The 17,572-nt window shown below is 44.2% G+C and carries 14 protein-coding genes; 8 read left to right on the top strand and 6 right to left on the bottom strand.

What is annotated here, in order from left to right:
• Positions 1-245 precede the first annotated feature (245 nt).
• Positions 246-1,277, bottom strand: coding sequence for a DUF1338 domain-containing protein (locus tag CSQ88_RS13245; RefSeq protein ID WP_099398571.1), 1,032 nt, complete (start codon positions 1,275-1,277; stop codon positions 246-248).
• Between the two features lie 297 nt (positions 1,278-1,574).
• Between CSQ88_RS13245 and gcvA the strand changes: the two genes are divergently transcribed.
• Positions 1,575-2,465 carry a transcriptional regulator GcvA gene (gcvA, locus tag CSQ88_RS13240; protein ID WP_099398570.1) on the top strand — a complete coding sequence of 297 codons (891 nt, stop codon included), beginning with the start codon at positions 1,575-1,577 and terminating at the stop codon, positions 2,463-2,465.
• A 494-nt stretch (positions 2,466-2,959) separates the two neighbouring features.
• Here the strand turns inward: gcvA and CSQ88_RS13235 are convergent, their stop codons facing one another.
• The 5 genes from CSQ88_RS13235 to CSQ88_RS13215 form a co-directional block, all read right to left on the bottom strand.
• The gene (locus tag CSQ88_RS13235; protein ID WP_099398569.1) at positions 2,960-3,844 is read right to left on the bottom strand and encodes a hypothetical protein; all 885 of its coding nucleotides are present in this window, start codon (positions 3,842-3,844) and stop codon (positions 2,960-2,962) included.
• Between the two features lie 134 nt (positions 3,845-3,978).
• A complete protein-coding gene (locus tag CSQ88_RS13230) occupies positions 3,979-4,785 on the bottom strand; it encodes a hypothetical protein (protein WP_099398568.1) in 807 nt (268 codons plus the stop codon).
• Between the two features lie 351 nt (positions 4,786-5,136).
• The gene (locus CSQ88_RS13225) at positions 5,137-7,089 is read right to left on the bottom strand and encodes an EAL domain-containing protein (RefSeq protein ID WP_099398567.1); all 1,953 of its coding nucleotides are present in this window, start codon (positions 7,087-7,089) and stop codon (positions 5,137-5,139) included.
• A 74-nt stretch (positions 7,090-7,163) separates the two neighbouring features.
• Positions 7,164-8,651 carry an O-antigen ligase gene (locus CSQ88_RS13220; RefSeq protein WP_099398566.1) on the bottom strand — a complete coding sequence of 496 codons (1,488 nt, stop codon included), beginning with the start codon at positions 8,649-8,651 and terminating at the stop codon, positions 7,164-7,166.
• Between the two features lie 165 nt (positions 8,652-8,816).
• Complete coding sequence (locus tag CSQ88_RS13215; protein WP_099398565.1) at positions 8,817-9,356, bottom strand: hypothetical protein; 540 nt, start codon at positions 9,354-9,356, stop codon at positions 8,817-8,819.
• Positions 9,357-9,761: 405 nt separating this feature from the next.
• On the opposite strand from CSQ88_RS13215, the gene CSQ88_RS13210 reads away from it, so the two are divergent.
• The 7 genes from CSQ88_RS13210 (at position 9,762) to CSQ88_RS13180 (ending at position 17,472) form a co-directional block, all read left to right on the top strand.
• The gene (locus CSQ88_RS13210; protein ID WP_099398564.1) at positions 9,762-11,117 is read left to right on the top strand and encodes an undecaprenyl-phosphate glucose phosphotransferase; all 1,356 of its coding nucleotides are present in this window, start codon (positions 9,762-9,764) and stop codon (positions 11,115-11,117) included.
• 72 nt (positions 11,118-11,189) lie between these two features.
• Positions 11,190-11,993, top strand: coding sequence for a WecB/TagA/CpsF family glycosyltransferase (locus CSQ88_RS13205; RefSeq protein WP_099398563.1), 804 nt, complete (start codon positions 11,190-11,192; stop codon positions 11,991-11,993).
• On the top strand, positions 11,993-13,051 hold the full coding sequence (locus CSQ88_RS13200; protein WP_099398562.1) for a glycosyltransferase: 1,059 nt from the start codon (positions 11,993-11,995) through the stop codon (positions 13,049-13,051). Before CSQ88_RS13205 ends, CSQ88_RS13200 begins: the two co-directional genes overlap by 1 nt.
• Positions 13,048-13,977, top strand: a complete 930-nt coding sequence (locus CSQ88_RS13195; RefSeq protein ID WP_099398561.1) for an acyltransferase family protein — start codon at positions 13,048-13,050, stop codon at positions 13,975-13,977. Before CSQ88_RS13200 ends, CSQ88_RS13195 begins: the two co-directional genes overlap by 4 nt.
• Positions 13,978-13,986: 9 nt before the next feature.
• A complete protein-coding gene (locus CSQ88_RS13190; protein ID WP_099398560.1) occupies positions 13,987-15,090 on the top strand; it encodes a glycosyltransferase family 1 protein in 1,104 nt (367 codons plus the stop codon).
• Between the two features lie 23 nt (positions 15,091-15,113).
• Complete coding sequence (locus CSQ88_RS13185; RefSeq protein ID WP_099398559.1) at positions 15,114-16,328, top strand: glycosyltransferase family 4 protein; 1,215 nt, start codon at positions 15,114-15,116, stop codon at positions 16,326-16,328.
• Positions 16,329-16,395: 67 nt separating this feature from the next.
• Positions 16,396-17,472, top strand: coding sequence for an acyltransferase (locus CSQ88_RS13180; RefSeq protein WP_099398558.1), 1,077 nt, complete (start codon positions 16,396-16,398; stop codon positions 17,470-17,472).
• Positions 17,473-17,572 lie beyond the last annotated feature (100 nt).

Genomic DNA, 17,572 nt, shown 5'->3' with positions numbered 1-17,572 from the left:
GTGTTTCAAGGGGATATTAAAGCCCTAAGCGGAGAGCGTGGTTATTATGATTTTTCGTTAGCTGCTACTAAAAAACAAAATGCTTAGCGCATATGGGGTTGCACCCACCCTAAGATACTAAGAACCCACATCTTTAACCACGAAGAACACAGAGAAACACGGAGAATTCTTTTATTTATTTGGTTTTCTCCGTGAAACTCCGTGTTCTCTTTAACTCCGTGTTTTAAGGTTTGGGTTTATTCAATCTAAGCCACAGCCGCTGCCGTCATTTTAAAAATCCCCTGAGCATTGGATGCATCAAAGCGTAAATCCAGCGCTTCGCTATTGGGGAGTTTGTCGCGGCTGATAAATTCGTAGAAAGAGCCGGGTACGGTGCGGGTGATGGGGTGATTTTTTTCGTCGAGGAAAATCCGCTGCACCATGGCCGCTTTTAGCGCCGTTTGCCGCACCGCACCCGAGCCAGAAATCTCAACGCTGTCTTTAATTGGGTAGCCCTTTGCACGCAGCTCATCAGCTAGCTCTATCACATGCGGCACACGATCGGTTGCGTGGTTAAAGCGGTTGCCTTCGGTGCTGATCCACGCCATTTCGGCGGATTCTGCCAGCAGAGTTTCGTAATCCACCAGATGTGGAACTTCGTGCTGCACATCAAAACAGCCGACCAAAGCGGGCAAGAGGGTAACGGCATCGTCAAAGCTTAAGGAATGATGTTCGCTTAATTGCGCCAGCAGGCTTAAATGCTCGGGTTTGAGCGGGTCACGAGAATTGTGCACCACGCGCTCGGCAGCAATTTGGAAATTCATTGAGAACTGCTCAACGTGCAATTCAGAAACAAAAAATTGCGAAATTACCTCGGGTAAATCCAGATGACAGTAAGCGCGGCCTGTCATTTTCAGTTTTTTAAGTGGGTACACATTGGCAACGGCAAAACCCAGCGGCTCCAGAATGCGTTTAAATGCCAGCTCACCATGCGGCAAAGCGCCGGTGCGTGGCGCATCTACGGTACGCAGCGCGCCATGGTCAAACAGTACTTTTTCGCCCGCAGCCAGTTTCTCTGCCACATAACGGGCGCCCTCAGGTACCGCCGCTAAGTTTTGCGCAAACAACATCATATTCATCGCCTGAGCCAGCAAGCCACGGCTCACGCGGGCATCGTTGGCACCCAGCAAGCGCGGGTCTACCTCAATCATGGCAAATAGCTGCTGTGCTTTCTCTGCACCCGCAACACGAATCAGTAATTGAGCAAGCTGGGATGTTTCAAAGACATTCTGTTCCATTTTGGCAAGACCTTTTATGAGTGTGTGTGCTGTGCATGGCTATGAAAATATGCGGGTTGCACCCGCCGTGCGATGTTTCAGTGGTGTTTTGTTGCCGTTATATTCTTTAATTTTTTACAAACAAAGCGCTGATGCTGAAGCTACAAAAACCATGCATTTGCAGGCCAGGTGCAACCCGCGAACTTTGTATTTTCGGTCTGCCTTTTTCAAGGCTTTCCATTACACAGTCTGTGACGATTTGCGATTGGCTTCAAGCGATGTATTCTTATTACATCATTCCTAAAAATCATGAAGTCTATGCGGCGTATTCTTCCATCCCTAGGTGCTTTACAGTGTTTTGATGCGGCAGCGCGGCAGCTTAGTTTTACCCGTGCGGCCGAGGAATTAAACATCACGCAAAGCGCAGTCAGCCGGCAGATCCGTTTGCTGGAAGAATTCTTAGGCAGGGCGCTTTTTCATCGGATTAAGCAACGTTTAGTGATGACCGATGCGGGGGAAGCCTATGCGCGGGATATTCGGGATGTGCTGGACAGGGCAGAGGCGGCCACGCTGGCCCTGATGGCGTACAGCGGCACCAGCGGCGCGCTTAATTTAGCCATCCTGCCCACCTTTGGCTCGCGCTGGTTAGTGCCCAGGTTGGGGAGCTTTACCACCCGCTACCCGGAAATCCAGCTTAACTTGCTGACGCGCTTAAAGCCTTTTGATTTTGCTAAAGAAGAAATCGACGTGGCGATTCACTTTGGCGATACCTCATGGCCCGGCGTGGAATACCACCATTTGATGAACGAAGTGACTGTGCCAATTTGTGCCCCCAGCCTGCTGGCTGGCCGCTGTTTGAAAGGCCCCGGTGATCTGATGAGTTTTACTTTATTGCAACACAGCACACGCCCCGATGCATGGGCTAATTGGTTTGAAGCGGTGGGGGAATCCAGCATCAACGCAGTAAAAGGCCCGAGGTTTGAGCAGTTTTATATGGTGATTCAGGCGGCCCTGGCAGGGCTGGGCATGGCGGTGCTGCCGCTATTTTTAGTGCAGGACGAGCTGGCCAGCGGGCGCCTGGTGGTGGCGGTGGATCGTCCCGTGCCCAGCCGGAATGCCTATTATCTGGTCCACCCTCATAGCAAGCGCGATGCCTATCCGGTGAGGGTGTTTAAGGATTGGCTGCTGGAGCAGTGTGAGTTGGGGTGAGGTACGGGTTTCGCCCCGTACGGGTTAAGCAAAGTCAGAAAGATAGTGCCTTCGGCACGTTGATTTTGGTGCGGGATCCCCGCGAAGTATGTGATTTCTGCTTCGCCAGAAATCATAGTACGCAAAGAAGGCGACCCTACGAAACACGAAGGCCCCCGCCCCGCTTGTTCCTCGCTCCGGCGTGTTTCAAGGGTACTTTAAAGCCCTATGCAGAGAGCGTGGTGATGGTTTTTTTTCGCTGTTTTCGAATAGAAAACAAATTGCTTAGCGCTAATGAAATTGCACCTGTCCTGCAAATGCCACGACTTCTGCAGGCAAGGCCACAAAATGTTATTCAATCTGTGAAATAAAAATCGAGGCCCCTGAGCAGGCCATCCTGTCCGCTTAAAGATCTGCTCCCCATGAGTGGCTAAAGCGGCTCATGGGAATCACATCAGTTTGCATAAGTTGCAAGAATGGCCTGAGCAGTGCCTCGTTTCTATCAAGTATCTATTTCAGGTATTCACCGTGTAGCTGGTGCTGCTGCCATTTGCGCCTGTAATCGATACGGTAAATTGCTTGGCGGATGTGCGGGTGATAAGGGCTTTACTGCCATTAGCGCCAGTGATTTCGCAGCTGCCGCTGGTGGCGTTAAAGTTGGTGTATTTCACTTGAATGGTGCCTGTACCGTAGTTGACTGCATAACTGCCGTTTACTGTGCCATTGCTGTAAGTCAGATTACTGCTCCAGCCCCGTGTGCCATCGCTGTAATAGCAGGACATTGCCCCTTTGCTAAAATCGCAAGTTGATGAGCCATTAATAGCCTGGTTGGTAAAGCCATTTCCGTTCACCGTAAAGTTGGTGTATTTGGAGGTGTAGGAAAAATCGCTTGGGCTTACGTATCGGTTATAAGTCAGCGAGAAAGTACCGTTATAAGTGGCCAAACCGTTAATGTTGCACTGGTTATAGGTGTAGGTCAGTACGGTTCCGGCGGCGATGCCGGTGGTGGGGATATCGTAGCTGATACTGCCCGAGCCGCCAGAGCCAAAGAGCGAGCAGCTGATACTGCTGCTGATCCCGGTAGGCAGGCTGCCAATTTCAACCCCCAGCGGGCCTTTCACCCCGGTGCCTGCCGCGGCTGATTGGGCTGCACTCAGGCCATCAGTAGCCTCGGTGGAGAGTTTATTGGCCTCTGACTGGCTGGAGTCCAGTACGGTGGTTGCTGCCGCATTAGGAGCAGGCACGGTGCCGGATGATGGATTGGGTGTGGGGGTAGGTGTTGTTGTGGAAGACGCCGGAGTAGTCGCAGCCGTCGTGCTGCTTGAGCCTCCGCCACCGCAAGCGGCCAGTGTGGCACTTACAGCACTTGCAATCAGTAATACTTTTAAGTCTTTCGTCATGATTTTTTCCTTTGGGCTCAGAGACAGAGACAAATACTTGCTCAGGCAGTCAAGCAAATAAGGAAAAAAATTCAAGAAGCAAATAGATAAACCCGCAGGAAAATAACGTTAGTCGATTACTCTGCGCCGCTGGGTTAAAAGTGCCAGCTAAAAAAGCTTTTAAGGACTAACAAGCGCTGATCGCTGCCAGGATAGCGAACCGTGGCGGCGGCAAGGCCATTGCGTTTCAGTATGCCTTGCTGGCTGCTGCCGGGCTGATAGCTTTGATACGCCAACCCAATACCCAGCCTTGCATTTGGAGTGCAGCGCCACTCTGCATCCAGCGCCCAGCGCCAATCGGTATGCTGATCTGTATCCAGCTCTATGGTGTCGTACAGGCCTTGTGTATCAACTGTCAGGCGGTTTTGATGCTGAGGCAGGATATCCAGCTGAGTATTCAGCGCCACAGGCAGCGCATCCATTTGCCACTGCCAGCTCAGGCTTAAAACAAAGCGCTGGCTGTTAAGTGTTTCATTGAGCGGCAAAGACCCCAGCGCGGGCAAGATATGCCGGTCAATTTGCAAGCCATTCAGGCCTGCGCCCAACGTAATTTGCTGCTGATCCGCAACCTGCCACTGATAGCCCAGCAAGGCTTGCCAGCTTTCTATATTCAGCTCGGTGCGGGTAGTCAGCGGGATGCCCATTTGGGTATAGCCCTGATAATTCACATCGCCCTCTGCACGGGAATAATCAATTTTAATCAGCCAAGGCGCTTCTTTGGCCTGCATGCTGATCTCAAACTGCGGCAGATGGCCGGATTCCTGATTGATGACCGTGCCAATCTGATTATGCTCTTCAGCCTGGTAATGCAGCGTGGCCACTGCGGGCTGAATAGAAAACTCTGCAGCATGGATGCAAGGGCTGATCAATAAAGCAGGCAAGAGTCGCTTAAAGAGGGGCATAAGCTGCCTCAGGTGTGATGGCTGACTATCAGGGTCTGCTGACGTTTCATTCACGGCTGCGTTGGCTGCAGTTTTGGGGCTGAACAAGGCAAAAGACGCGACATGGTACGAGTACCATGAGCATCTTTTAACGCCGTGCAGCCCCAAAACTGTAGCCCACCCGAAGGGCTGAGACGGAAAACGGCCATTCACTGCGTTATGCTCCTCGGAAATAACTTGTTATTGCCTTCGTCGCATGCCTTGTGCCTGGCCGTTTTCCGGCTCAGCGCAATTGCGAATGAAACGTCAACAGACCCTAGTGTAGGAATAAAAAGTGCATTCCACACCGCAGCCAGCTTGCCCCGCTATTGATTAAATAACTTCCTCCGGCCTGCCAATCAGATAGCCCTGCATGGCGGTGATTTTCATGGATTCTAGTAAAGCCAGCTGTGATTCGCTTTCAATGCCCTGGGCAATGGTGGTGATATTCAGCGATTCGGCTACCTGGATCAGCGACAGAATCATTTCTTTGGTGTCTTTATGCACGGCCATATCGCTGATTAAGCGGCGGTCTATCTTCACATAATTGGGTTTTAATTCACGGATCAAAGCGGCGGCAGAGGCCGCAAAACCATACTGATCAATCCCAAAGCCAAAGCCCGCATCACGCAGCAGCCGGGCAAAGCGTCTGGCTAATTCTGGCGCTGCAATTAATTGATGCTCTGGTACTTCAAAAGAAATACGGGCAGCGTGTTTTTTAAGCTTATTTAAGCGGGCCACAAATTCATCCTGCCCGGTTAAGCTGCCCAGCGCGCCTAATAAACCTGCATTCAGCGCAATAGACTGGCCCTGCAAAGTGGCGGCGTTTTCTAATTTGCTGATGGCTAAATCAAATAAAGATTGCTCGGCGGCCTGCAATAAACCATGTCTTGCCGCCATGGGCATAAAGAGGCCTGCACTGATCCATGGGCCATCCTGATGACGCAGGCGGGCGGTCAGCTCCTGATGCACGATTTGTTTATCTGCAATATTTTGTACCGATTGCGCCTGAATACCCCAGCTTTTATCCAAAATAGCGGCCTGCAATACTTCGCGCCATTGTTGCGAGCCATTAGGCAATTGATTCGATGATTCATTAGCCGACATACGCTGGCGTGATTCGCCGCCATTAAACAGCGCCTGTTGCAGGGCTAAATCGGTGGTAGAAAGCAATTTGGATTTAAGCGTGCCATGTTCAAAATCTACAATCGCCACGCCATATTGCAAAGGGCGCTCCAGCGTGGCGGTGATTTCTTTAAGGCTGGCTAAAATCTGATCGCCCATCTGATCAATTTGCCCGCTGCTCAGATTAAAGTGCAGGGCAAACAAAGTGGTGCCGTTCAGCCGGGCAATCAGCGGGCTTTGCTGGGCCATTTTTTCCAGTAATACATGCGCCACCTGCTTAAGAATTGCGTCGCCTTTCTGATAGCCCTCACGGTTATTAAATTCGCTTAAGTCTTCCAGCTGAATGGCAAATGCGGCCCCGATGCTGTCTTGCGGCAATTTTTTAAGTAAGCCATCAAGGCGTAAATCTAAATTACGGCGATTATCCAGGCCGGTGGTGGTATCGGTAAAAGCCTGATGGCGGTATTCCTCGGCACGTTGCTGCTCAATGCTTAAAAACTGCCGTACCCGCTCAATCATCACATTAAAAGCCAGCACAACCCGGCGAAATTCGCGGGTATCGGGCAGGTGTTTGATAGGGTTAAATTCGCGCTCCTGCACCTCGTTGGCCGATTTTTCAATGGCGCTGAGCGGCTGCAGCAAAATGCGTACTAAAAAGTTCATCACCAGCAGGCTGATCACATAGGCCGCCAGCAATAAAGCCAGCGTATGGGTCAGCACATCCCAAAGCTGCTTGTAAGCCAGCGCAGGCTCGCTGATCACCACCACCCGCCCAAGCTGGCGCCAGCCATCGCTCAGCAGTGCCGTACCTGGGGCTGGGTCTAAATGCTGCCACTTTATAAACCAGGCAGGCACACCCGCAATTGGCTTGGCCTGCTCCATTTTGGCCATGGTTTTACCGCTTAAAGCCACAATCTCGATGCGCTGAAAATAAGCTCTGTCCAGCAAGGATTTAATCGCTGTTTCTGCCAGAACCACATCGTTTTTACCCAGTGCGCGTGATATTGGATAAACCAGCGAGGTAGCCGCATCCTGGGCTGTAGAGGCCAGCTGCGCTTCTACATACAGCCGGGTGCTGTGCACGCGCTCGGCAAACAGGCCGATCATTAACAGGGTGAACAATAACGTTAAGCCGATTAAAAATTTAAGCCTGAGTGACATGCAGATTCTCTGTTGTGGGCTATTGGGTGGGCGCTGTGCAGGAGCGGCTGCGGCCGCTCCTGTGGTGCTGGCATTTAAACAGGCCGGGTTTGTTTATCTACCTGCGCCGTGCTCCAGCCTAAGGCAACAATCACGGTAAAGAGCAGGGCATTGGCGGGGATTTGTAAATTGAAATCCACCAGGCTGTGCAAAAAGATTTCCAGCATCGCCATCAGTACGCCAAGGGCAATGCCACGGGCCACCGGGTGTTTGCGAATTTTAATTGTGGTGATAATTTGCCACAGCGCAGAGAGCGCTAAAATAGCAAAAAGGCTTGCGCCAATTACGCCGTAATCCGTCAGAATCTCTACATAATCATTGTGGGCATGATCGTAATAACCTTTGGAGTTAGCAGGGCGGTATTGGGGGAAAATAGAATAAAACGTCCCCGCGCCTGATCCTGTCCAGAAATAATCGCCCACAGCGCGTTGGGCATAAGCTACAGGCAGGGTGCGCTCTTCTACCGATTCCTCGATATGGGGCTGCACAAAATTAAGCGAGTTTGCCCCGGCTTGCTGCGCCTTGCTGATGACGGCGGCTTTGGCTGAATTATTCAGCTGGGTAGCCTCCAGCCGGTCTACTACTTTATCCAGCCCCACCCACTGGCCAAGTATCCAGATATCAATCAGCACCAGGCTGATTAACAAGACAAAAATAACTTTACGTACCTTTGGGCTAAATACGGCATATAAAGCCAGGCTTAAAAGCATGGCCGTAAAAAAGCCTGCATTTCCCATGCGGGATCGGGTCATCACCAGTGCAATCACCAAAATCACCAGCCCCAGACGCAGCAGCATTTTTTTGCTCAGCATAAAATCAAGCAAATTAACCGCCCATTTTTTATGCTGGCTGCCGGTGTTTTTTTCTAATTGCACAATAAATAAACCAATACCCACAGATAAACACATGGCCAGCATACCTGCCGCATTGTTGTGGTAAACATACGTGCCCAACATGCGGCCATGGAAAACATCGCTGGTAAACAGTTCGTATTGCGCATTAAAAGAATATAAAAAACCGCCTAATAAAGCCTGAAAAAGCGCCATAAAAAGAAGGGCATAGGCTAAGGCCATCATTCGCCGGGAAGAGCGCACCAGCAATACCGTAAATAAAAAGGCACTGCCATAAATAAAGCACAGCGCTGCTTGTAATTGGGTTTGCGCTGCATTAAGCGATAAGGTTGCATTGGCATCAGGCGCAATGTTTTGCCATATCTGCGCCGCATTGGGCGATAAGAATTGAATAAGCCCTAAGGGCAAAGGCGTGGCTTGCAACAGGGTCCAGCACAATAGCGCCAGTAATACACCTAAAGGCAGTGCAAATAGTTTTAAGCGATCAATGACCAGAGGCCAGTGGCCACGGTAGCGCAAGGCTGCACTAAACCAAAGCACTAAACTCATACAGAGCAAAATACCCAGTGCCCAAGTGCGATTACTGGCCAGTGGCAAAGGCGCCCAGCAAATCTGTGCAATTAAAAGCCAGAATAAAGGCTCATCACGGCGGGAATCTAAAATATTTATCATTAAAAACAAGGCTCAATTTATAGATTGGGGTGCAGATAAAAAACCAATCTGGCGCAATAGCGGCTAATGACAAGGCCTGAAATAACGGGCCAATAGCTTGCAAAGAACAGATAAAAAAAGAAGATGCCCGCAGGCATCTTCTTAGCATTGCAAATGCATGCTTAATTAGTTGCGTGAAACAGCAGAAGTGCCACCACCGCTGAGCGTTGGGGCCGCTGCGCTGGTGAGGACTGGCGCGCCAGCATTCGTAGCAATCGTATTCCCTGGTGTACCACCTGCAGGACCAGCAGCCGTTGCAGCTGTAAATGTCGCCGGGTCTAAGCCATTTTGCACCGCAGCAGCCACAATATCTGTCTGATTAATACCTGCTGCCAGCAGACCACCTGTGATTTCTGGGGGGGTGCATAAAGCACCAAGCAGGGTAGGCAGGATGATTGCAGGTGCAACACCGTTTTTGCTCATACCTTCAGCAACGTGCAGGCACGTAAAACGCTGATTAAGTAATGCAACCGCCAGATTTGGAGCTGTCACATCACTGGCTAAACCAGATTTAATAATCTCTGTTGCATTCTTTCCTGCGGTTTTCATTTCTGCCACGGATGGCTCAACCTGATTAGCAGGCATGCCTTTTTCAAAAGCAGCGTAAGCCGCTACGCTCATCACCGCTGATAAAGCTAAAGCGAGTACGGGTAATTTAAGTTTCATTACGCTAAACCTTCATAAAATTAGGATTATGTATTTCGCGAGAATATGCACTGGCCGCGCTATTGTCAATTGAATTTATATTATTTAAAGATAAAGTGTTGTTTGCTTAAAAGTGAAACATTTATGTGATATATTCCGCAAAAGTAATAAACCAAAAAACAGCTGTTGCTAATATATGCACTAATTAAAATAATTCATTATTAGCAAATACTAATTTATTAAAATTCCAGATCATCGGTGGTATAAATTCGCCTGTTGTTTTGTCGTGGGTAATCACTAAATAATGCTTCTCTTAAATTGTAAGAATTTGCTGTAAGTTTATTTTTGCATGGTTGTTTTTTATGAAAAAAATCAATTAAAACAATAATTAAGTGTATTAATTAATACGCAGGCTGGATAGAAATAATGCGGGCGAATGCAACAAGAAACGGATCACCATTATTAAGTACGCTGATTTTATTATTAGACATTGCAGCAGTCTGGATCAGCGCGTTTACAGCGGCAAGATGGCGTTTTGGTACTGAAGATCTGGATGGCAATTACGCCACCCTGGTATTGGCAACCAGCCTGATGGTGGCGGGCTGCTCATCTGCCGTTTACAAATCGTTTCGCGGTGGCAGCTGGCTGGCCATGCTGGGCAGGGTAAAGCTGACATGGCTGGTGTCTTGCGGCTTGCTGGTGGCCTGGCTGTTCTTTTCTAAAAGTGCAGATGCTTATTCCAGGCTATTTACAGGCACATGGATGGTGCTGATGCTGATCAGCCTGGTACTGGAGCGCTCACTGGTCTTGCTGGGTATGCGCTGGTTAAGCAAAAAAGGCTACAACACCAAAGATGTATTACTGGTGGGCACAGGTCCGATGAGCGCAGATCTGAAAAGGCGCGCAAAGCGATCATCGTGGAGCGGCTATCAGATCCGCAAGGTAGTCAACGCGCATTCATTAGATCTTGTTGAAAAACTAGCCGCAGATAATGATTTTGATGAGGTGTGGATTAACCTTGGCGTAAACGATACCGCGCTTATCCCCAAAGTGTTGCACGCATTGCGCTACAGCGCGGCCGATATCCGCGTGGTGCCGGATATGCTGACTTATAAAATTATGAATCACGGCATTACTTTTATCATGGGCATGCCCATGCTGGATATCTCTGCATCATCGCTGGGCGGCACAAATAAGCTGATTAAAAGAATAGAAGACTATTTACTGGCCAGCCTGATCCTTATTCTGATCAGCCCTGTATTACTTGGCATTGCCATTGCAGTCAAAATCACCTCGCCCGGCCCGGTATTCTTCAGGCAGCGCCGCCATGGCTGGAATGGCGAAGAAATAAAAGTATATAAATTTCGCAGTATGAAAGTGCACAGCGAAGACAAAAATATTGTGACCCAGGCACAAAAAAACGACAGCAGATTCACCCCCATTGGCCCCTTTTTACGCCGTACCAGCCTGGATGAATTGCCACAATTTATTAATGTATTGCAAGGACGCATGAGTGTAGTAGGCCCAAGGCCCCACGCCGTGCAACATAATCATCATTATAAAGAGCTGATCCCCCGCTATATGCTGCGCCACAAAATGAAACCCGGCATTACCGGCTGGGCACAAATCAACGGCCTGCGCGGCGAAACCGATACGCTGGATAAAATGGAAGCACGCGTTAATTACGATTTACATTATTTAGAAAACTGGTCTTTGTATCTGGATTTAAAAATTGTGTTTTTGACTGTCTTTAAAGGATTTATCAATAAAAATGCTTACTAAAAAAGTATTTTCACAATGTGGTGAAATTAGTAGTAAGTAAATTGAACTTTAATACAGATGGACTCTTAAAAAATGCAAAATACCTCTGGTGTAAATTTGATAAAAAGTAAGGCAGTATTTGGTTTGAATTTTAGTATGTTAACGCTGGAGGAAGTTGTTAAAACGGCGACATGTAATGAAATTGGAAATCATTTTCCTTCTCGCCTTTTAATTACCCCTAATGTTGATCACATCGTTACTCTTCATAATAATCCTGTCTACAGAGAAGCTTGTCACTCCGCATGGCTGTTAACTGTTGATGGCTTTCCTGTAGAACGGTTTTTATCGCTAGTTGGCGTGAAAATACCTGAGCGGGTAACTGGCGCAGATTTATTTCCTAAATTAATGCAGGCTATGCACCCGGAAAAACACAGACCATGTTTTATGGTTGCTACAGAGTTTACTCAGTATTTTTTAACTTTATGGCTTAAAAAGCATGGTTTTAATGAGTTAGAGTTTCTGGTTGAAGTGCCACCATTCGGTTTTGAAAAAAATGATGATTTTTCAAATTTATTTATTGAAAAATTAAAATCAGTGCAATGTACTCACCTGTATATGGGAGTTGGTGCTCCAAAATCAGAAATCTGGGCTTATCTTCACAGAGATAGCATTGAAAATATGCACGTATTCTGTTTTGGCGCTGCAATTGAATTTTTTAGTGAAAATATGACCAGAGCGCCTGTATGGATGCAAAAAAATGGTTTTGAGTGGTTATGGCGGCTCGGCTGCGAGCCAAGTCGTTTAGCAAAACGTTATTTGATTAACTCGTGGAAATTTTTTTATTATGCGGGTAAAGAAATGCTGAATCAGCGTAAATTGGGCTATGAGAATAAGTAATGAAGGCTAAAAATTCAGATAACCCCGGCTTAATTGTCGATTTCTCTCATATGGGCCGAAAAATAACTGGTATTGAGCGTATTTCCGAAGAGTTGTTTTCGCCTTCAGCATTAAAGAAATTTAATGTACTGCATACTAAGCCAGCAACTGCATTAGGTATGATTAAAGCACAGTGGCTGGATATTCCTTTACTGGCACGCAAAAATCCGCAAGCACAAATATTGTTTCCGGGGTTTCCGCCCAGCATATTAATCAGTATGTTGTTTGGTAAAAGAGTTGTGCCTTATATTCATGATTTATTTTTGCTGGAACGCCCTGAAGAGCTGAATATCCGGGCGAGGCTGTATATGCGGCCATCTTTTATTTATGCTATTAAAAACTTAAAAATGTTTTTTGTGAATTCACAGACTACTGCAGATAATTTAGCAAGAGTTACACGCCCTGATGCCAAAATTTATAAATTAAGGCCCAGAGCAGAAAATGTATTCAGCTTAAATTTTAAAGATCGCAGCCTGCCTGCAGGTAATGCGCCGTTGAAAATGATGATGCTTGGCACATTAGAGCCACGCAAAAATTATCTTTTTGCTGCTCAAATGACTCAGCAATTGTCAGCTCAATTAGGAAGACCCGTAGAGTTGCATATTTCTGGACGTGAAGGTTGGGGCAATGTGCTGGAAACGCTAAAGCCATACCCTCACATAAAATATCATGGCTATCTGTCAATAAATGAATTGCGGGATTTGCTTGACACTAGTCATCTTTTTCTTTGCACGTCACTTGATGAAGGCTTGGGTTTGCCATTGTTGGAGGTTTTGTATAGTGGCATACCAATTATTGCATCAGATATTCCGGTATTTAAGGAAGTAACTACAAATACCAAATCAATATTAATTAGCAATAGTAATGCTGCTGCAGCATGCCAGGCGATTGTAGAAAAGCTTATAAATGACCAGATATTTGAAGAGTCCGCTGCATACGCACAAAATGCTATTGAAATGTGGAATAAGCAAGCTTTGCAGGATCAAGAGCTTTCTTTTTACAGAGTGTTGGCTGAATGATCAGAAACAGTAGTATTGACCTTGCAAAATTAATCTGCGCTATATTGATCTATTGCTTGCATTCCGGTGTTGCCCAGAATTTTAGCCCGGTTTTCCATTCTGTTTTAGAGAATGGAATATTTAGAATTGGTGTTCCTTTTTTCTTTATAGTGACAGGTTATTATTTTTTTAATAATGTCAAAACAGCCGCTGATTTATATAGGTGGTGTAAAGGGGTGTTGTTAATTTATATATTTTGGATGGCGGTATATTTTCCTTTCTATTTTAATAAAACAGTATTTACATATGTTTTTGGATATTGGCATCTATGGTATTTGATGGCATTACTATTGGGGGGCGGGGTGTTATACGCAATTAAAGAATGGAAGCACAGCTTTGTGATGGTTGTTGTTATTGCGATATCTGGTGTGTTAATACAGTATGAACGAAGTATTGCAAATATAGATAATTTACTGGTGGGGCGTTTGATTTCGCATGATTATTTTACCAGAAGTTTTTTATTTTTTGCTTTGCCATATTTGTATTTTGGCTGGGTTATAAATAAGTATAATTTAAAAAATAGAATTGATAAAAAAATAGCAATGCTGATGTTGTTCTTTAGTTTCGCACTGGTTGTTGCAGAAGCAGCATTGCAACCATTTTTGATTGTTAATCAATCTTTTACAAGAGATTTACTTTTTAGTAATATGGTTTTTGTTCCGCTATTGTTAATTGCATGCTTAGTTTATGTTTTGGAAATTGATAATAAAAAGACAAGGCTGCTTCGTGATTTATCTGCTGTTATATTTTTGATACATCCACTCGCAATTATGATTTCCAATAATTCAGGATTGGTAAGTTATCGCATTGTATTGCAAATTGCACTGATGTTGATTTTAATACTATTAACTTTTTGTACAAAAAAATATCTTAAATTTATTTTCTAGCTGAGTTATATGAAAAAAAAAATTCTGATCAATCATTTGCTTGAACCGGCTAACAAATTATCAGGTATTAGTAATTATTTATTCGGTGTTTTGTCGGCTTTGATTAAACAGGATCGGTTCGAGCTGCTGCTGCTTACTTGCTGGGACAGGGAAAATTTACCTGCAGATATTGCTACTTCGAATATTAGAATAATTAAACGGAAATATATTAAGTCTCAACCTAAAAACATACTGAATCAAAATGTAATCTTACCAAAAATAATATCTGAATCCGGTATTGATTTGGTTTTTAACTGTAATCCTGTTGGTGGAACACGTGGTAATGCAAAGAAAGTATTTGTTGCACATGATCTGTATTTTGATGTGTCTCCAAAATCGTATAAATGGCACCACCGTTTGGCCTGGAATATTTTTTTTCCATTAGCAGGTCAGGTGGCAGATGCAATCATTTGTGTATCTGATAATACTAAAAATGATATACACCGCTTTCACCCGAAATTAGTTAAAAAAACACAAGTGATTCATGAAGCATCTTGTCTGGGATTGCCTGATATTCATCCAGAGCGATCAACTGAAAAGTCAGGTTTGTTTGTCGCTAATTTATCCCCTAATAAAGGGTCTAAGACTTTAGTTGCGGCAATGACGTATCTGAATAATAAAGGTATTCATTTGCCTGTTTACCATGTAGGTAGTGATGATCAGGGGCGCTTTGCTGCACACGCTGCAGAATTAAAAAATGGAATTTGCCCATTATCATTGGGCTATGTTTCAGCAGAAAAACTAGGGCATTTATATGCAAGTGCCCGCTATCTGGCATTTCCTTCACATTTTGAAGGTTTTGGTTTACCTATTGTTGAGGCCCAATCTTTTGGGCTTCCTGTCATTGCATCTGACATTCCAGTTCTGAGAGAGGTTGCAGGAGAGGGGGCATTATATTTTCCTGAAGGTGATGCAGAGGCAATGGCTGATTGTATGCAGCGTTTGTATGAAGATGACCAGCTGTTTTCTGAGATATCAGCCAAAGCTAAAAAAAATGCTGCACGTTTCAGCTGGGAGAAAGCAGCTAAAGAAACAGGAGAATTGTTTATGCATTGCCTTGACCACACTGTTTAATCATAAAGTGAAAAATCTACATTATGAAATTTGACCTTCCTCTGTATAAAAATACGATTATTTCACTGCATGCACTTGATCCATTTGGCAGTAAAGTAGGAGGGATTGAAACGCATGTTCGTCAAGTCCTTCGCTATCAGCCCGAAGGAACTCGAATTATTTTAATCGGAGTTGATGATTCAGGAAAATTAGCACTAGGTGAGCTTGTTGAAATTACTGAAAATGAATGCAGCTATTGGTTTATGCCTGTAATGCACTGTAATCAGAAAATTGCCAATAGTGTTGCAAAAAAACTGACACAATCATTAACTTTAAACTTTTTCAAAAGTGTTATTAAGTTTTTACGCAAAATACGTGCAATTAGCCGTGAAATGCCGACATCTATTGATATTCAGCGCTATGAATATGCCTGGCTGTGCCAGCTTATTGGCTGTCCTTATGTGCTTACAACGCACGGTGATATGAAACCAGATCAGCCTATGGATTCATTGCTGGCAAAGTACCCTTATATTCACCATTTTAATGAGCGGCATGCCGTGAAGTATGCTGCGCATGTGTATTCAGTAAATAAAGAGCAGACAGAAAGAATTAAGACACAAATTGCTGGTGCAGCAGAAAAGACGGAGTTTATGACCGTTAGCGTGGATGATCGTATATTTAAACCTACAGAATATTTAAATTTAAATGGTCCGGTGCAATTAGCGTTTGTAGGCCGTCTGGATCATTTTAAGCGCCCGGGTATGATGTTTAATGTGATTAAACGGCTTAATGAATTATCTCCAACTGGTGCGCATTTTCATTATGTGGGCGCTGCTGATCCGGCTGTTTTTCCTGAATTTAATGCAATTAAAGATATCAGCACTCTGCATGGTTTTAAAACTGCGGCTCAAATTTCTCAATTATGGCCCCTGTGGCATTTAGGATTGGTGACTTCTACATTTGAAGGAATGCCGGTTTATGTTTTAGAGGCGCTTTGCGCCGGGCGGCCGGTGTGCTCACTGCATCTGCCGCAAATGAATATGGTATTAAAAGCACAAAGAAGCGGCACCGTGTTGGCTGAAAATGATGACAGTGCAGAGCGGGTAGAAGAATTAGCCAATTCCTTGCTTACGTACTGGCAGAATATACAAACTGGTAAATTATTAGCAGAACAGGTGAATGCTGAAGTAGCGCCATTTAAGGCGAGTACTCAGATTAATAAACTCTATAAATGTCATGTTGATATTTGTCGATTTTAGTTAACTCAGGGGTATTGTAGTTATCTTTGTTATTGATTAAATATTTCTAGGTTAAATAGTAGGATTTATGCAAAAAAATAATAAGTTATTAGGTTTGGAAGTATTAAGGTTTATTGCTGCTTTCTCTGTTTTGATTTGGCATTATCAGCATTTTTCTAGTATGACAAGTAGCTCTTCTATTTTTATTATAAATCGGCAGCCATTTTATGGTTTACTAAGTTTTTTATATAATTATGGTTTTTATGCTGTTCAGATATTTTGGGGGCTGAGTGGTTATATATTTTTTTGGAAATATAGAGATTTGTTGACAGGGAAAAAAATAACTGGAAAAATGTTTTTTATTTTAAGATTTGCTAGAATTTACCCACTTCATTTTGCTACTTTAATTTTTGTTTTTATTTTGCAACTTATATATTTTATGAAAAGTGGCGAGTATTTTATATATAAGAATAATGATTCATTTCATTTTATTCTTCAGTTGGTAATGGCTAGCAATTGGGGATTTGAAAGTGGTAGTAGTTTTAATGGGCCGATTTGGTCCGTATCAGTAGAGGTATTTGTTTATTTCGTTTTTTATTTCGTGCTAAGAGCATTTGGACCATCTGCTTGGGTAAATGTTGCAATAATATTATTGTGTGGTTTATCGACCATTATTAAAGTTCATTCCTCGATATTTTTATGTCTGGCATTTTTTTACACAGGTGGGTTGACCGCAATTATTGTTCGAAAATTAGATAGCTATGGGGGACGTAATGTTTCGTATGTTATTTCTTGCATATATGTACTTATTGTGCCATTTATATTCAGTAAAATGAATTTTTTTGATTCACAATCAAGGAATTTTATATTCTTATTGTTATACTTACCGATGGTTTTATTTATTTTGTCTGGCAATTATGTGATTCATCCTCGTATGTCTAAGGGGGTTGAAATTGCTGGGAATATGACTTATTCAAGCTATCTTATTCATTATCCGATACAGCTTGTAATTGTTTTGTTTTGTATTCTTTATAAAAAAGAAATTCCATTCTACAGTAATGTGTTTTTTTTATTCTTTATTTTTATTACTTTTTTTTGTTCGTATTTCATATATAAATATTTTGAATTTCCAATGCAGTCCTATTTTAGGAAATTACTTAATTGATAAGTAGGTGTACTATTAGTGTTTGGTTGGAAAAAATGAATAAATCAGTGCCTTCAATTTTTTGAATTTATTTCTCATCTCGAAATTTTTTTACTAAACA

Origin of the sequence: Iodobacter sp. BJB302, from assembly GCF_002735645.1 — a bacterium.
GTDB lineage: Bacteria > Pseudomonadota > Gammaproteobacteria > Burkholderiales > Chitinibacteraceae > Iodobacter.
The sequence above is the reverse complement of the archived record's forward strand: the minus strand, read 5'-3'. Positions and strand labels throughout refer to the sequence as shown.

Bases quoted from the DNA above. Each gene is read 5' to 3' on its own strand.
- CSQ88_RS13245 (WP_099398571.1), bottom strand. From the start codon at position 1,277: ATGGAACAGAATGTCTTTGAAACATCCCAGCTTGCTCAATTACTGATT.
- gcvA (WP_099398570.1), top strand. From the start codon at position 1,575: ATGCGGCGTATTCTTCCATCCCTAGGTGCTTTACAGTGTTTTGATGCG.
- CSQ88_RS13235 (WP_099398569.1), bottom strand. From the start codon at position 3,844: ATGACGAAAGACTTAAAAGTATTACTGATTGCAAGTGCTGTAAGTGCC.
- CSQ88_RS13230 (WP_099398568.1), bottom strand. From the start codon at position 4,785: ATGCCCCTCTTTAAGCGACTCTTGCCTGCTTTATTGATCAGCCCTTGC.
- CSQ88_RS13225 (WP_099398567.1), bottom strand. From the start codon at position 7,089: ATGTCACTCAGGCTTAAATTTTTAATCGGCTTAACGTTATTGTTCACC.
- CSQ88_RS13220 (WP_099398566.1), bottom strand. From the start codon at position 8,651: ATGATAAATATTTTAGATTCCCGCCGTGATGAGCCTTTATTCTGGCTT.
- CSQ88_RS13215 (WP_099398565.1), bottom strand. From the start codon at position 9,356: ATGAAACTTAAATTACCCGTACTCGCTTTAGCTTTATCAGCGGTGATG.
- CSQ88_RS13210 (WP_099398564.1), top strand. From the start codon at position 9,762: ATGCGGGCGAATGCAACAAGAAACGGATCACCATTATTAAGTACGCTG.
- CSQ88_RS13205 (WP_099398563.1), top strand. From the start codon at position 11,190: ATGCAAAATACCTCTGGTGTAAATTTGATAAAAAGTAAGGCAGTATTT.
- CSQ88_RS13200 (WP_099398562.1), top strand. From the start codon at position 11,993: ATGAAGGCTAAAAATTCAGATAACCCCGGCTTAATTGTCGATTTCTCT.
- CSQ88_RS13195 (WP_099398561.1), top strand. From the start codon at position 13,048: ATGATCAGAAACAGTAGTATTGACCTTGCAAAATTAATCTGCGCTATA.
- CSQ88_RS13190 (WP_099398560.1), top strand. From the start codon at position 13,987: ATGAAAAAAAAAATTCTGATCAATCATTTGCTTGAACCGGCTAACAAA.
- CSQ88_RS13185 (WP_099398559.1), top strand. From the start codon at position 15,114: ATGAAATTTGACCTTCCTCTGTATAAAAATACGATTATTTCACTGCAT.
- CSQ88_RS13180 (WP_099398558.1), top strand. From the start codon at position 16,396: ATGCAAAAAAATAATAAGTTATTAGGTTTGGAAGTATTAAGGTTTATT.